The following is a 14,738-nucleotide window of genomic DNA, read 5'->3' as shown; positions in this document are numbered from 1 at the left end:
GGACCCTCACCGGCTCCTAGGCTGGCCTCATGGCATCCGAACCGGCGGACACGACATCACGACGCGTCGTGTTCCGCCGTTTCGGCGGCCCCGAGGTGCTCGAACTCGAACGTCGAGCGGTACCGCGCCCGGCCCGCGGCGAAGTGCTCGTCCGCATAGCGGCCGCCGGAGTGAACCCGGTGGACTGGAAGCTGTTCAGCGGACGGCCGATGCACGATCCCTACGAGCGCAGCCTCCCTTCAGGCAACGGCTACGACTTCTCCGGCACGATCCAGGCGCTCGGCGATGGGGCGGGCGAAGCCCGGGCTCACGACGCGCGAGGTTGGCGGATCGGCGATGCGGTGTTCGGTGGGCTCCGCTACCACGCGCAGGCGGACCACCTCGTGATCGACCCCGCCGTGCTGGTCGAGGTTCCCGCAGGTCTCGGTCTCGTCGAAGCAGGCGCCCTCAACGTCACCGGCCGCACAGCCGTCGCCAGTGTGCGGTCACTGGGGATCACCGCGGGTGATGTCGTCCTCGTCAGCGGTGCAGCCGGCGGTGTCGGCATCCTCACCGCCCAGCTCTGCGTGCTGCGCGGGGCCCGCGTGCTCGGAACGGCCAGCCCGAGGAATCACCCCCTGCTGCGCCGCCTCGGCATCGAGCCTCTCCCCTACGGGCCTGCTCTCGCGGATCTGCTCCGCGCCGCCGCGCCGGAGGGCGTCACCGCCGTCCTCGACACGGTCGGCCACGGCTCGGTCGAGCTGGCTCTCGCACTCGGCGTTCCCGCCGACCGCATCAACACGATCGCCGACTACGACGCCCGCGCGCGGCATCCGGTCCGGGGCGTCGGAGGGTCGGCTGCCGGCACCGAAGAGCTCGGGATCATCGCGCAGCTGATCGCCGACGGTCGCGTCGAGATGCCGATCGACTCCGTGCACCCGCTCGAGGAGGTCAGAGCGGCATACACGAGGTCCATCGCCGGACGCGCGTCCGGGAAGATCGTGCTCACCACCGCTACGAGCCGTCGCCCCCACGAGCATCCCCCGCACGGCGGACTCTGACGACGGATGCTTGCCGCCCCACGCAGAAGCGCCGCACCCCCGGAGAGGATGCGGCGCTTCGTGCATGCAGCGGTGGTTACTCCGCGGCGGCGATCTTCTTGGCGTCGTCCGTGTTGAGCACGCGGAACAGGATCGCCGCGATCACGGCACCGACGACCGGGGCGACGATGTAGAGCCACAGCGAGCTCCACGCGAAGTGGCCGCTCACCGAGAGGCCGAGTGCGACGGCGGGGTTGAAGCCACCACCGGAGATCGATCCGACGGTCGCCGCACCGACGAACACGGTCGCACCGATCGCGAGCCCGTAGAACGAGTTGCCGGCGGTGTCCTTCGACGTGGCCGTGTTGAGCACGACCCACACCAGGATCAGCGTGAAGAGCGCCTCGACCAGGAACGCCGGGCCGACCTCGATGACCATGGCCTTCTCGCCCGCCGGCCACACGGACATGCTGACGAGCGCAGCGACCGCACCACCGACGAACTGGGCGATGAGGTAGCTGATGAAGTCGACGACGCTGAGGCCGCCGCGCAGGAAGACACCGACCGAGACGGCCGGGTTGAGGTGAGCACCGGAGATGTGGCCCGTCGAGAACACGAGCACCATCAGGGTGAAACCGATCGCGAGCGGAGTCAGCGGGCTGTCGCTGTTCACTGCCGCGATGATCGCGAGGACGAAGAGGAAGGTGGCGATCGCTTCTGCGAGCGCCTTGCGTGCGGTACCGGTCATGAGAGAGCCCCTTGTCTTGGGAGTTCGAGAGAGGAAGCCCGCGCATCCGGCCGGTCCGCCCCTCGTGCGGCACCGAGGATATCGCCGCGCCGGCCGCGATTCCGGGAGCCGCGCGGACTTTCTGTGAATCCGCTGAGTACTCCGGGGCGGAGGCACGGAAGACGGCCGCCTGCCTCGTGGTCCGGTCCGGCCATGTCAACCCCGTGGTCGGACCGTTGAGCGCCCGTTTAGCCTGCTCGCATGACCACCGAGACCGCGCCGCAGGCCGAATCCCCGACCCGCCTGCGGAGAGCGATCACCGGCCCCCTCCTGTTCGCGTTCATCCTCGGCGATGTGCTGGGTGCGGGCATCTACGCGCTGATGGGTGTGCTCTCCGAGAAGGTCGGGGGGATGCTGTGGGCCCCGCTGCTCCTGGCATTGCTGCTCGCCATGCTCACGGCCGGATCGTATGCCGAGCTCGTGACCAAGTACCCTCGCGCTGGGGGCGCTGCCGTGTTCGCGGAGCGCGCGTTCCACAGCCCCCTCGTCTCGTTCCTGGTGGGGTTCAGCATGCTCGCGGCGGGCGTGACCAGCGCGGCCGGACTCGCCATCGCGTTCGCCGGCGACTACCTTGGCACCTTCCTCGACCTGCCCACCATCCCTGTCGCGATCGCCTTCCTCGCACTCGTCGCCCTCCTCAACGCCCGCGGAATCCGCGAATCCATGGGCGCCAACCTCGTGATGACCGCGATCGAGCTCAGCGGCCTGGTGATCGTGATCGCCGTGGTGGCGGTCTTCTTCTTCGGCGGCGGCGGCGATGCCTCCCGCACCGTCGAGGGCCCTGAGGGGACCGGCGTCGCCATCGCCGTGCTGTCCGGAGCGGTCATCGCCTACTACTCCTTCGTGGGTTTCGAGACCTCCGCCAACATGATCGAAGAGGTGAAGAACCCGCGTCGCACGTATCCCCGCGCCCTGTTCGGAGCCCTCATCACCGCCGGCGCCGTCTACATCCTGGTGGGTCTCGCGAGCTCGATCGCCCTGCCGCCCGCCGAGCTGCAGGAGTCGAGCGGCCCGCTGCTGGCCGTGGTCGAGGCGACGGGAGCAGGCATCCCGTCGTGGCTGTTCAGCCTGATCGCGCTCGTCGCCGTGGCCAACGGCGCCCTGCTCACGATGATCATGGTCAGCCGTCTCACCTACGGCATGGCGGAGCAGGGGCTGCTTCCCTCCGCTCTCGGACGCGTGCTCCCGAAGCGCAAGACCCCATGGGTCGCGATCCTCACCACCACCCTCGTGGCGATGGGCCTGACACTCGTCGGCGATCTGGCCACCCTCGCCGAGACCGTGGTGCTGCTGCTCCTCGTCGTCTTCCTGAGCGTCAACGTCTCCGTGCTGGTGCTGCGTCGCGACCGCGTCGAGCACGACCACTTCCGTGTCTGGACCTTCGTGCCCGTGCTCGGGATCGCCTCCTGCATCCTGCTGCTCACCCAGCAGCGACCTGCGGTGTGGCTCTTCGGGGCGATCCTGCTCGCGGTCGGCGGCATGCTCTACGCGCTGGCGCGCTGGAGCAGAAGACATGCGGAGAAGAAGAACGCCCCCTCCGGCGGAGAGCCCGCCGGCGACCAGAAGGAGAACCATGAGCACGCCTGAACACACGTCGGACGACGAGATGACGAGCGCGGAGAAGCGACACGATCAGCTGACGTCAGCCCCCGACGCCACCGAGGCCGACGCCGCCCCCCGCGTCGAGGTCACCGAGCACGACGGCAACACCCGCATCGACATCGCCCCCGAGGCGCCGGTGCGTCCGGGCCCGGGGCCCGGCATGCCAGAGGCCGACCCCGAGGACTGAGTCCCCCTGCTCAGGGTCACGGCGCGGCGGGCGCCTCATCCACGGATGCGCCCACCCGCTCCCGCGTGCTCCCGATCGTGGCGAAGCCGCGGGCGGCGAGGATGCTCTCGGTGCGTCGCATGATGTCCTCCCCCGACACCGCCGCCAGAGCACCCGCCGCCGGGATCGACGACGTCGTGGTGGCGTCCGTGATGAACTCGACCTCGAAGCCGAGGTCGGCCGCCACCCGAGTCGTCGTCTCGCAGCACTGCTCGGTGCGGATGCCGCACACCACCAGCCGGCGGATGCCGTCGCGGCGCAGCCTCTCCTCGAGGTCGGTCGACGCGAAGGCGTTGATGGTGGTCTTCGTCAGCGCCGGCTCCGAGGCGAGAGGCTCGAGAGCGTCGATCACGCGCACGAACCCGTTGACCGGGTCGAACACGCCGCCGGACCCGGGCTCGGAGTGGGTGATCCAGACGACCTCGTCCCCCACGCGACGGGCATGCGCGACGAGGAGTGCGATGTTCTCGAGCACGGCGGGGTTCGCGGTGGCCGCCCAGTCATCGGCGCGCTGACGGAACGACTCCTGCGCATCGACGACGAGCAGGGCGGTGTCGGAGTGAGCGTTCATCCGCTCATCGTCGCCGGTGCCTGGTTCGTCGGCAAGGAGAGGAACCGTCGCCGAGCATACGATTCCGGACAGCTCCGGCCACCGCGACGGCGCCTAGAGCCAGCCCTTGCGCTTGAACGCGGCGTAGAGGCCGAAGCCCAGCGCGACCATCATCGCGATCGCCATGGGGTAGCCGAGCAGCCAGTGCAGTTCGGGCATGTGGTCGAAGTTCATGCCGTAGATCGTGCCGACGAGCGTCGGGGCGAACAGGATGGCCGCCCACCCCGAGATCTTCTTGACCTCGTCGTTCTGACGGATGCTGAGCTCCGTCATCCGCCGCATCTCCTCGTTCTGGCGACGCGCGACGATGGTCGACTCCACCGTGAGCGCGTTGTCGAGCACGGTGCGGAACGTGGTCGCGCGGTCGCTCACGCGCAGAGTGTGATCCAGCACGTCGCGAAGGTAGCGACGCAGCTCCTCGCCCACCTCGTACTTGTCGGACCCGCGCAGGAGCGCCTCGAGCATTCCCGAGAGCGGCTGCGTTGCACGCTGGAAGTCGATGACCTCCCTGCCCAGGTCGTAGATGCGCTGCGTGGCGTCGGTGTCTTCCTCGAACAGCTGGCTCTCGATCTCGTCGATGTCGTTCTCGAGGCCGGCGAGCACTGGCGTGTACTCGTCGACGACCTCGTCGAGGATGGCGTAGAGCACGGCCTCCGGACCGTGGGAGAGGAGCGCGGTGTCGGCTTCGAGGCGCCGTCGGACACGACCGAGATCGGGGGCTTCCGCGTGCCGGATCGTCACGACGAAGTCCGGCCCGACGAGGACGTGCACCTCGCCGAACTCGACCTCTTCGACGTCATCGAGGTATCGGGCGGGCCGCAGCACCATGAACAGCACGTCACCGTAGCGCTCGAGCTTGGCGCGCTGATGACCGGAGAGGGCGTCCTCCACGACGAGCGCATGGATGCCGAACTCGTCGGCGACCGCGCGGATCTCCTCCTCGCTCGGCCGGTAGAGGCCGATCCAGCCCATGCCGCCGCGCTCGCGCATGCGCTCGAAGGTCTCGCTGAGCGTCACCGGGTTCTCGGTGCGGACGCCATCCACGTAGATCGCATTGTCGATGATCGCCATCGTCACCCCTTCGCGCGACTGTCAGTCGGAGCGGCTCACTCGGCGGCGGGCGGGGCCACGCACGGGAGCGCGGCCTCGGCCGTGCCCTGGTGGTACTGCTCCGCCGTGAACGGCAGCCCGAACTCCGGTGCCGTCTGACCGGCCGCTGCCGGGGCCTTCGACGCGATGGCGGCGAGCTCCCACGAGAGCTGCTGGGCGAACAGCGCTCCACCCGTGGAGTCGTTGAGCACGACGGCCACGGTGAATCCGGTCGCCGGGTCGGAGTATGCCGCGGTGGCGTAACCCGGGGTCCACCCGTGCTGGCCGATCATCGAGCCGACCAGGTAGGCGCCACCGGTGGCCTGGTACCAAGACGGTGCGCCGTCTCTGGCCGGCAACGGGTCGCCGAAGCGGTCAGGCTTGTCCTTCGTGCGCAGCGCCTGCTGGGCTTCGGCCTGCGCATACCGGCCGAGATCGGTGATGGTCGACACGACGCCCGAATCGGTGAAGCCCGTGCTCGATGACAGCGTGCTGATGTCGACGGGTGCCGCGCAGTCGTATCCGCCCTCGACGGCGTTCAGGAAGTGTCCGTTCAGGGACTCCCCGCTTCCCGGCTTCCCTGGGGTCGGTCCCGGCAGCGAGGTGTCCGAGAGTCCGAGCGGCTCTGTGACGTACTCCGCGATCAGTTCGGAGGCCGTCATGCCCGAGGCGCGTTCGAGAGCAAGGCCGAGCAGCAGGTAGCCGGCGTCGGAGTCGCGGAACGTCGTGTGCGGTGCGACCCGGTCGCGTGCCAGGCCGAAGCCCGCAAGCTCCAGCGGGGACCACACCCGGTCGGGGGTGTTCAGCCAGGCCGACTTCACGGTCTCCTCGGAGGACCCGGCACCGCTGGTCCCGTTGCAGAGGTCGAGGAGGGTGACACCCTCCTCGCGCATGTCAGCGACACCGGAGACGTAGTCGGCGACGTTCGCGTCCAGCTCGACCACCTTCCGGTCGGCGAGGGCGTAGAGGACGTCGCAGGTCATCAGACGGGTCACGTCCGCGATGCGGAAGGACATGTCCGTCGACAGCTCGGCTCCACCCTCGCGATCCTGAGTGCCGATGCCCGCCACCCAGCTTCCGCTCCAGGGCGCCCAGACGCCGACGATGGCGCCCGACGCGCCGGACGCGGTGATCGCGTTCTCGACGGCCGCCTGCATCGCGGCGACGGTGTCGTCAGGGAGCGAACCGTCCACCTGAGCGGGAGGCGTGTAGGAGAAGGACTCCTCGGAAGAGCATCCGGTGAGGACGAGAGCGAGCACGGCCGCCGTCGCCGTTGCGGCGCGCCACCGGCGCGACGAGAGAAGCTGCATGGATAGAACCCCCGAAGACGTGTCTCCCGAGTCTAGAGCGCCGATGCTGAAAGTCGGCCCCGCGACGGGGTCGGAGGTCGACATAGGGTGGGGAGCGTGCCCCACACCTTCGATGCAGACGTGATCACCGCCGTCCTCCGCCACATGAACGGCGACCACACCGACGACAACCTGCTCATCGCACGAGCCTTCGCCGACACCTCGGACGCGCACATCACGGACTCCGTCATGACCGGATTCGACGGCGAGGCGGGGACATGGGACATCACCCGCGACGGCATCGTGACCGAGCTGCGCGTGCCGTGGCCCGGCGGTCCGATCGCCGACCGCCCGTCCGTGCGCCGGGAGGTCGTGGCACTCTACGACGCCGCGTGCGCGCGCCTGGGCGTCGAGCCCCGACCGCACGCCTGACGACTGCGCACGCCTGACGACTGCGCACGCCTGCCGACTCGGACTTCCCCTGAGGTAAGGCAAGCCTTACACTTGCCTCATGCCCGAGATCCTCTCCTTCTCCGCCGCCCTGCGCGAGCGTTCGTCCGGATCGCACTCCCGCAGCGAGACCGCCGGCTTCATGTCCGACCTCCTGAAGGGCGAAGGGTCTCGCGAGGACTACATCTCGCTCGTCGCTCAGCACTACTTCATCTACGAGGCGCTCGAATCCGCAGGTGACCGCATGCGCCAGGATCCCGTGGCCTCCGTCTTCATCACCGACAAGCTCACCCGGCTCCCGGCGCTCGAAGCCGACCTCGAGTTCCTGCTCGGAGCCGACTGGCGCGAGCGGATCGTCGCCCTGCCGACGACGCAGCGCTACGTCGACCGCATCCGGCAGGTCGGCGCCACCTGGGCCGGCGGCTTCGTCGCGCACCACTACACCCGCTACCTCGGCGACCTGTCCGGCGGGATCTTCATCGGACGCGTGATGGCTCGCCGCTTCGGCTTCGAGACCAACGGCATCGGCTTCTACCTGTTCGACGACATCGCCGACCCCGCCGCGTTCAAGGACGTGTACCGCGAGCAGCTCGACGCCGCGCCGTGGGACGATGCCGAGCGCGAGCGCGTGATCGACGAGGTGCTGCTCGCCTACCGCTTCAACACCGAGCTGTTCGAAGACCTCGACCGCGCACGCGCCGCCGCCTGACCCGCGCTCAGCTCTTCGGCAGCTCCGGCGTCGATGCGGCCAGCCAGGCGTCGCGCATGAACCGACGCACGTCCTCGTCCACGCGGATGTCGCGGGGGCGCAGCGGACGCGACAGGTAGAGCCCCTCGAGCGAGGTCAGCCGGCTGAGAGCCACGTACGTCTGTCCCGGTGCGAACGCTCCGGAGCCGAGGTCGATGATCGCGCGCTCATAGGTCTTGCCCTGCGACTTGTGGATCGTGACCGCCCACGCCAGCCGCAGCGGGAACTGCGTGAACTCGGCCACCACGTCGCGGGTGAGCTTCTTGGTGTTCTGGTCGTACGCGTAGCGGAACCGTTCCCATACGGCGGGCTCGACGTCGACCTCCTCGCCGTCGATGTCGACCCGCACGGCACTTCCGAGGATGCGCACCACCGTCCCGATCGTGCCGTTGACCCAGCGCGGCGGCTCGCCAGACATCGCGGTGTCGTTGCGCAGGAACATGACCTGCGCGCCGACCTTGAGCTTCAGCTCCGACTCGGCGGGGAGCGCGGCCTCGCCCCTCCCGAAGTCTCCGCTCACCTCTGCGCGCGCGGTCTGCTCCTTACCCGGCAGCGCAGCCAGGTGTCGACTGTTGATGCTGTTCACGATGTCGTTGCGCGTGGCGAGCGTGATCATCGGCACTTCACCCGGCTCGGGATCGGGCGGCGTCCGCGCGCCCTGGGTGTTGAGCACCCCGGCGATCTCGGCGGTGACGCGCCCGTAGCGGACGGCATTCAGCATGGCCTTGAACCCGTCGTCGGACTGGCGATGGATCTGCACGAGCTCGCGCACGTGCAGCTCCGCCCGCGTGTCGACAGCGAACAGGCCGTCCTGATCCGACTCGCCGGCCCCACCGCCACCTCCCGCCCACACCTTCGCGTCGAAGAACCAGAACGAGCGGTAGTGGTCCTGCACGTAGCGGGCCTCGTCGCCGCGCGGCGGCACGGGAGCGAGCTGATACGGGTCGCCGAACATGACCACCTGCACGCCGCCGAACGGCTCGCCCCTGCGGCCCCGTGCCTGCCGCAGCGAGCGGTCGATGGCGTCCATCAGGTCTGCATTGACCATGGAGATCTCGTCGATCACGAGCGTCTCGATCGCGTTCAGGATGCGGCGGGTCGCATCGTTCTGATCGATGTCCGCATCTCCGATCAGGCCGATCGGAAGTCGGAACAGCGAATGGATCGTCTGCCCTTCGACGTTGAGCGCCGCGACGCCGGTCGGCGCGCAGATCGCGATCTGCTTCTTCGTGTTCCAGGCGAAGTGCTGAAGGAGGGTCGATTTGCCCGTCCCGGCTCGTCCGGTGATGAAGACGTGTTCACCGGTGTCCTCGATGAGCCGGAACAGCTCTTGCTGCTCCTCGGACAGGGCGGGAAGGGACACGGTTCTCACAGGGGCAGCGGACGGACAGGGCGCTCGTCCATGCTACGTCCCGGCATCCGCGCACGGCCGCCGACGCTCGGCGTCCCCCCAGGACGCCCTCCTAGACTGACGCCATGGACCGGGCACGTGCGAGCGCGCCCCGGCGCGCGCGCCTGGGGGTCGACCTGGCGATGCTCGCCGTCGTCGGCCTCGTGCTCGTCGCCGCTCTCGGGGCAGGCGGAGCCACGCTCTACCAGCAGTTCTACGGACCGTCGGCATTCGTGGTGCGCTACCTCGACCTGCTCTCCTCCGGCCGCGCCGCCGACGCGCTGCGCGTGCCGGGTGTCGCGGTCGACCGCGAGACCCTCGACGCCGCCGGCATCGATCCCGCCGCGTCCGAGGCCATGCTCCGTCACGCCGCGCTCGCCCCCCTGACCGATGTGAAGGTCACCTCCGAGGAGCCGGCGGAAGGCGGTACGGCCGTCACCGTCGATTACCGGGCGAGCGGCCATCCGGGAACCAGCACCTTCCTGATCGAGCAGGACGGATGGGCGGGCGTCACCCCGAACTGGCGCTTCACCACCAGCCCGCTGGCCGTGGTGGATCTGACGCTGCGTGGCGCAGACCGGTTCGCCGTGAACGGGTTCGAGGTCGACAGGCGCCAGATCTCGGTCGACGGGGTCGACGCCGCCTCGCTCGACCCGCTGCCCCTGCTCGTCTTCACACCGGGACTGTATGCGGTGACGGTCGACACCCCGATCTCGACCGCCTCGGGCCACGGGGTTCTCGCGGACACACCGCTGGCCATCACGCCGCTCGATGTGCAGACCGAGCCGACGGAGGCGTTCATCGACGTGGTCCAGGAGCGCGTCGAGTCCTTCCTCGCCGAGTGCACGACGCAGGAGGTCCTCCAGCCGACCGCCTGCCCGTTCGGCCTGCGGGTCACGAATCGTCTCGCGTCCGCTCCGAAGTGGTCGATCGCCACCCAGCCCCGTGTCACGGTCGCACCCGACGGCGGACAGTGGCAGATTCCGTCGACGGACGCGGTCGCCCACGTCGACGTCGACATCAGGTCGCTGTTCGACGGCAAGGTCCAGCCGCTGTCCGAAGACGTGCCGTTCCAGCTCAACGGGACGATCACGATCCTGCCGGACGGCACGGCATCGATCAGGGTCGGCTCCCCCAGCGAAGCCCCGGTCGACTGACCGGACCCCGCTTCGGCGTCAGCGCCCCTCGCGGCTGTCGCGCTCGGCGAGGGCCGCCAGCTTGGCGTTGTACTCCTCGAGCTCCGCGTCCCCGGTGCGGTCGGCATGCCGGTCGCGGCGCTTCTGCAGCTTCGTGTCGCTTCGGCTCCACTGGATCGCGACGGTGATCGCGAGGATCAGGGTGGGGATCTCGCCGATCGACCATGCGATGCCGCCCCCCACGTACTGGTCCATCATCGGGTCGACACCCCAGTCGCGCCCCATCGAGCCGAACCAGTCGGCGACCATGAGGCCTTCCTGCATCATGATGGCGATGCCGAAGAAGGCGTGCATCGCCATCACAGCGATCAGGGTGATCAGACGGCCAGGGTACGGCAGACGGTACGGGACGGGGTCGACGCCGATCAGGCTCATCACGAACAGATAGCCCGAGATCAGGAAGTGGATCACCATCCACTCGTGGCCGAGATGCTCGTACATCGACCACCGCACCAGATCGGTGAAGTAGAAGGCCCACAGCGACAGGATGAAGATCGCGGCAGCGACGAACGGGTGGGTCACGACGCGCGCGAACGGAGAGTGCACGGCCCACATGATCCATTCGCGACCACCGCGCGTGCCGTCGTCGCGCTTGTGGATCGCGCGGAGGGCGAGCGTGATGGGGGCGCCGGAGACCATCAGCAGCGGGATGGCCATCGACAGCATCATGTGGCCCATCATGTGGATGCTGAACAGGTACTCCTGGTACGCGTTGAGCGGGCCGCTGGTCACCCAGACCAGCAACAGCATGCCGAGCACCCAGAACACGGTGCGATGGATCGGCCACCGGTCGCCGCGCAGCCGCAGGCGTCGCACGCCGGCGAGGTACAGGAACAGGCCGAAGCCGGCAGCGACGAGCCAGAGCACGTCGAAGTCCCAGGCGGTGAACCAGCGCTCCAGCGTCAACTCCGGAGGCAGCGTCGAGCCGGTGAGGATCTGTGCGGGGGTCTGGGCGAAGGCAGCGACCTCACCGGTGGGCGGAGGCGTGCGTGCGAGAGCGGCTGCCGCACCCGAGGCGAGGCCCATCAGCGCGACCTCGCACAGCACCAGGAGCCAGAACCAGCCCGCAGCGCGCTGACCCGTCAGCTTGGGGATGAGGCGGGCCCGGTACCAGGCGCCCAGCAGTCCCATGCCCCCGAGGAGGGCGATCTTGGCGAGCACGATCCAGCCGTACGGAGTCGCCCACAGGGCCTCCCAGCTCCCGACCGCGACGACCGACCGCGTGACCCCCGAGAACGCCACCACGGCGAACGCGGCGATCGCCAGGGAGGAGTAGCGGCCGACGAGGCGCACGGGGTCGACGTCGGTCCGCCCCCGCAGCAGCACGAGCAGCAGGAGGCCACCGAGCCAGACCGCGGCGCCGATCGTGTGGAGCAGGATCGAGTTCACCGCCATATTGTGCCCGGCGAGGTCTCCGGCGTGCCCCTGCGTCGCGAGGGGGAGGAAGGACGCCGCGGCGAGCAGCGCTGTGATGAGCGTGGGCGTCCACGAGCGCCAGGCGAACGCCAGCACCGTGATGATGGCACCGAAGATGGTGGTGATGAGCCAGGACTGACCCAGTGGCAGCTCCAGCAGGAAGCGGCCGAGCTGAGAGCCGAACTCGCGCTCGATGCTGAGCTTCGGGTTGAAGGCGGCCATGAAGGCCAGGAACCCGGCGAGGCCCGCGGACACCGTGAACACGGCGGCACCGACCGAGGCGATGTTCAGAGCCGCATCGAACGACCGCTCCCCCGCGCGCAGACCGAAGAGCGCGAGCACGAGCGAGCCGAGCATGACGGCACCGGAGACGTTCATGACGAGCTTGGCCACGGGCGTGCCCCAGAGCACGAACGGACCGGGGTCCTGCAGCAGGGGCGGCTTGGCCCCGCCGCCCACGAGGAGCGCCAGCACCAGGGCCACGAGGGCGGCGACGAGGAGGATGGCGACGCCGGACACGCGATACGCCGAAATCCGACTCGTCGACTCGCTGCGGGAACTCACCCCTCCAGCCTAGGCGCGCCCGGCGATGAGAAAGCACGAAGGCCGCTCCCGTCGGAACGGGAGCGGCCTTCGAAGAGGTGCGGTCGAATTACTTGACGGCAGCCTTGAGCTTGGAACCAGCGGTCACCTTGACGCGCTTGCCGGCCGGGATCTTGATCTCGGCACCGGTCTGCGGGTTGCGGCCCGTGCGAGCAGCGGTGTCGACCTGCTCGAAGGAGATCCAGCCCGGGATGGAGACCTTGCTGCCCTTGGCAACAGCGTCGGAGACCGTGGCGAACAGCGAGTCGAGGACACCGGAGACGGTGGCCTGGCTCTGGCCGGTGGCGGAAGCGATGCTCGCGACGAGCTCGGTCTTGGTGATGGACTTGTCAGCCATGTCATCCTCCAGCGACGAAGACCGTCGCATCGTTGTGGGGTGTCGGAGCGGATGCTCCTGGTCTGTCGACCGCCTTGAATGTACCAACGACCACCCTCATTTCCGCGTCATTTCGCGGGTTTTGGGCAATTACTGGGCGTGTCGCGTCACTTTTGTCACTCCAGTCACATGTTCGGGGGCCTCGGCGGGCGGGAGAGCAGGTCCAGGAAACGGCCTGATCCGGCGTGATCACCTGACCCGGCTCGCGGTGCAGGGACGCGAAAGGGGCGAGGATCCGAAGATCCTCGCCCCTATCGACTGTCTGCTGAGACTTACCAGCTCGACTTGGTGACACCGGGCAGCTCGCCACGGTGTGCCATGTCACGGAAGCGGACACGCGAGATGCCGAACTTCGTGAGGACACCGCGGGGGCGGCCGTCGATGACGTCGCGCGAACGCACGCGAGCCGGCGACGCGTTGCGCGGCAGCTTCTGCAGGCCGACGCGTGCGGCCTCGCGGGCCTCGTCGGTGGCGTTCGGGTCGATCAGGGTCTTCTTCAGCTCGGCGCGACGCTCGGCGTAACGCTCGACGATGACCTTGCGCTGCTCGTTGCGAGCGATCTTGCTCTTCTTAGCCATTGATCAACGCTCCTCTCGGAATTCGACGTGCTGACGGATGACCGGGTCGTACTTCTTGAGCACGAGGCGGTCGGGGGTGTTGCGGCGGTTCTTCTTCGTCACGTACGTGTAACCCGTACCTGCCGTCGAACGCAGCTTGATGATCGGACGGACGTCCTGAGCCTTCTTGGCCATTAGAGCTTCACACCCTTCGCCTGGAGGTCCTTGACCACGTTCTCGATGCCGCGGACGTCGATCACCTTGATGCCCTTGGCGGACACGTTGAGCGTGATCTTACGACCGAGCGAGGGAACGAAATACGTCTTCTTCTGCACGTTCGGGTCGAAGCGGCGCTTCGTCCGGCGGTGCGAGTGCGAGACATTGTGTCCGAAGCCGGGAACAGCTCCGGTCACCTGGCACACTGCTGCCATGATGTGACTCCTTTTATACCGTGAGGCCGGACGGCCCCACCCAAGATCCCTTGTCTGCACACGACCACGACCCGCCGATCTCTCGGCCGCAGAAGGGGAAGCATGCGAACTGCGCACAGGAGTGTGCGCAGACAAAGAGTCAGTTTAGCACGGCCGGCGCCGCGGTTCGCATCGCGCACACGGCACCAGCTCAGGCCGACATCGAGCCGTTCGCGCGACTCGACGCCTCGGCCGCACCGCGTCCCCATCGGAACGGGGAAACCGTGGGATCCGCTTCGATCCAGAAGCGCCACGGGAATGCCGCGGTCCCCGCGACGCCTGCCACTCCGACCCGAGGACCGCTCACCACGTCGTCGCGCTGCGGCCCCAGCCAGAGTTCCGCCCGCGCCCCGTGCTGCTGGCCTGCCGTGACGGCGTCGATCCCGTCGTGCAGCGGATGTCGCAGGCCCACAGCCTGCCCGAGGCGGCCCGGCCCGCGGGCGAGGTCCCGCAGCGCGATGCGCCCGAGCGGAAGGGCGACGCCACGACGCAGGGCGGCAGCCTCCACCCCTGCCACGACCTCACCGGCGCGGAGCAGCACGCCGTCGCCCTGTCCCTCCGGTCCGCACACGACGTTGACGCAGGAGTGGATGCCGTGGCTCAGGTACACGTAGAGACGCCCCGGCTCACCCCACATGGTCGAATTGCGCGCCGTCCGTCCCATGCGGGCGTGCGAGCCGGGGTCGGGGATCTCCCCAGTGCCCTGCCCGTGATAGGCCTCGACCTCGGTGATGCGCAGCCGCACCTCGACCGGGTCCGCCTCCGTCGCTGTGGAGATGAACGTGCGCAGCTCTCCACCCAGCAGGCGCGGAGCGGCGTCGACGGCGGAGCCGCTCAGGTCGGTGCGGACGGCGCGGCGCAGAGCCTCCTGCGGCTCTGCACCGCGCACGGGGTCGGGGCCGCCGGTCAT

The 14,738-nt window shown here is 68.9% G+C and carries 17 protein-coding genes; 6 read left to right on the top strand and 11 right to left on the bottom strand.

Features of this window, described 5'->3' with window-relative positions; all coding sequences use genetic code 11:
• Positions 1–29: 29 nt before the first annotated feature.
• Positions 30–1,040, top strand: a complete 1,011-nt coding sequence (locus HDC31_RS00815) for an NADP-dependent oxidoreductase (RefSeq protein ID WP_113680117.1) — start codon at positions 30–32, stop codon at positions 1,038–1,040.
• A gap of 76 nt (positions 1,041–1,116) precedes the next feature.
• Here the strand turns inward: HDC31_RS00815 and HDC31_RS00810 are convergent, their stop codons facing one another.
• Positions 1,117–1,767, bottom strand: coding sequence for an MIP/aquaporin family protein (locus HDC31_RS00810; protein ID WP_046748641.1), 651 nt, complete (start codon positions 1,765–1,767; stop codon positions 1,117–1,119).
• Positions 1,768–2,007: 240 nt separating this feature from the next.
• On the opposite strand from HDC31_RS00810, the gene HDC31_RS00805 reads away from it, so the two are divergent.
• Together HDC31_RS00805 and HDC31_RS00800 are read left to right on the top strand one after the other, a co-directional pair.
• Complete coding sequence (locus HDC31_RS00805) at positions 2,008–3,393, top strand: APC family permease (protein ID WP_179515721.1); 1,386 nt, start codon at positions 2,008–2,010, stop codon at positions 3,391–3,393.
• Positions 3,380–3,595, top strand: a complete 216-nt coding sequence (locus tag HDC31_RS00800) for a hypothetical protein (protein WP_058632992.1) — start codon at positions 3,380–3,382, stop codon at positions 3,593–3,595. Before HDC31_RS00805 ends, HDC31_RS00800 begins: the two co-directional genes overlap by 14 nt.
• 16 nt (positions 3,596–3,611) lie before the next feature.
• Here the strand turns inward: HDC31_RS00800 and HDC31_RS00795 are convergent, their stop codons facing one another.
• The 3 genes from HDC31_RS00795 to HDC31_RS00785 all read right to left on the bottom strand — a co-directional run bounded on the left by HDC31_RS00795 (position 3,612) and on the right by HDC31_RS00785 (position 6,643).
• The gene (locus HDC31_RS00795) at positions 3,612–4,205 is read right to left on the bottom strand and encodes an isochorismatase family protein (RefSeq protein WP_179515720.1); all 594 of its coding nucleotides are present in this window, start codon (positions 4,203–4,205) and stop codon (positions 3,612–3,614) included.
• Between the two features lie 93 nt (positions 4,206–4,298).
• Entirely contained in the window at positions 4,299–5,315 is a 1,017-nt protein-coding gene (gene corA, locus HDC31_RS00790; protein ID WP_113680123.1) for a magnesium/cobalt transporter CorA, read from the bottom strand.
• 35 nt (positions 5,316–5,350) lie between these two features.
• Positions 5,351–6,643, bottom strand: a complete 1,293-nt coding sequence (locus HDC31_RS00785; protein WP_113680113.1) for a serine hydrolase — start codon at positions 6,641–6,643, stop codon at positions 5,351–5,353.
• Between the two features lie 96 nt (positions 6,644–6,739).
• On the opposite strand from HDC31_RS00785, the gene HDC31_RS00780 reads away from it, so the two are divergent.
• Positions 6,740–7,054, top strand: coding sequence for a DUF2470 domain-containing protein (locus tag HDC31_RS00780; protein WP_113680122.1), 315 nt, complete (start codon positions 6,740–6,742; stop codon positions 7,052–7,054).
• 79 nt (positions 7,055–7,133) lie between these two features.
• Entirely contained in the window at positions 7,134–7,781 is a 648-nt protein-coding gene (locus HDC31_RS00775; RefSeq protein ID WP_046748635.1) for a heme oxygenase (biliverdin-producing), read from the top strand.
• 7 nt (positions 7,782–7,788) lie between these two features.
• Here the strand turns inward: HDC31_RS00775 and HDC31_RS00770 are convergent, their stop codons facing one another.
• Positions 7,789–9,183, bottom strand: coding sequence for an ATP-dependent RecD-like DNA helicase (locus HDC31_RS00770; protein WP_179516076.1), 1,395 nt, complete (start codon positions 9,181–9,183; stop codon positions 7,789–7,791).
• 113 nt (positions 9,184–9,296) lie between these two features.
• Between HDC31_RS00770 and HDC31_RS00765 the strand changes: the two genes are divergently transcribed.
• Entirely contained in the window at positions 9,297–10,367 is a 1,071-nt protein-coding gene (locus HDC31_RS00765; protein ID WP_046748633.1) for a hypothetical protein, read from the top strand.
• 18 nt (positions 10,368–10,385) lie between these two features.
• Here the strand turns inward: HDC31_RS00765 and HDC31_RS00760 are convergent, their stop codons facing one another.
• From HDC31_RS00760 to HDC31_RS00735, 6 genes are all read right to left on the bottom strand, one after another.
• Positions 10,386–12,386 (bottom strand): cytochrome c oxidase assembly protein, encoded by a 2,001-nt coding sequence (locus tag HDC31_RS00760; RefSeq protein WP_082108679.1) that lies wholly within the window; start codon positions 12,384–12,386, stop codon positions 10,386–10,388.
• A gap of 88 nt (positions 12,387–12,474) precedes the next feature.
• A complete protein-coding gene (locus tag HDC31_RS00755) occupies positions 12,475–12,762 on the bottom strand; it encodes an HU family DNA-binding protein (RefSeq protein WP_017203554.1) in 288 nt (95 codons plus the stop codon).
• Between the two features lie 311 nt (positions 12,763–13,073).
• Positions 13,074–13,379, bottom strand: coding sequence for a 30S ribosomal protein S14 (rpsN, locus tag HDC31_RS00750; protein ID WP_017203557.1), 306 nt, complete (start codon positions 13,377–13,379; stop codon positions 13,074–13,076).
• A gap of 3 nt (positions 13,380–13,382) precedes the next feature.
• Positions 13,383–13,553: a 50S ribosomal protein L33 gene (gene rpmG, locus HDC31_RS00745; protein WP_017203558.1), complete on the bottom strand. Its 171-nt coding sequence runs from the start codon at positions 13,551–13,553 to the stop codon at positions 13,383–13,385.
• The gene (gene rpmB / locus HDC31_RS00740) at positions 13,553–13,789 is read right to left on the bottom strand and encodes a 50S ribosomal protein L28 (protein ID WP_017203559.1); all 237 of its coding nucleotides are present in this window, start codon (positions 13,787–13,789) and stop codon (positions 13,553–13,555) included. The genes rpmG and rpmB overlap by 1 nt, the downstream gene beginning before the upstream one ends.
• Positions 13,790–13,979: 190 nt before the next feature.
• Positions 13,980–14,738, bottom strand: coding sequence for a DNA-3-methyladenine glycosylase (locus tag HDC31_RS00735; RefSeq protein WP_179515719.1), 759 nt, complete (start codon positions 14,736–14,738; stop codon positions 13,980–13,982).

The organism is Microbacterium sp. JAI119 (assembly GCF_013410135.1).
Classification (GTDB): Bacteria; Actinomycetota; Actinomycetes; order Actinomycetales; family Microbacteriaceae; genus Microbacterium; species Microbacterium oxydans.
This window is presented reverse-complemented; position numbering and strand designations above follow the sequence as displayed.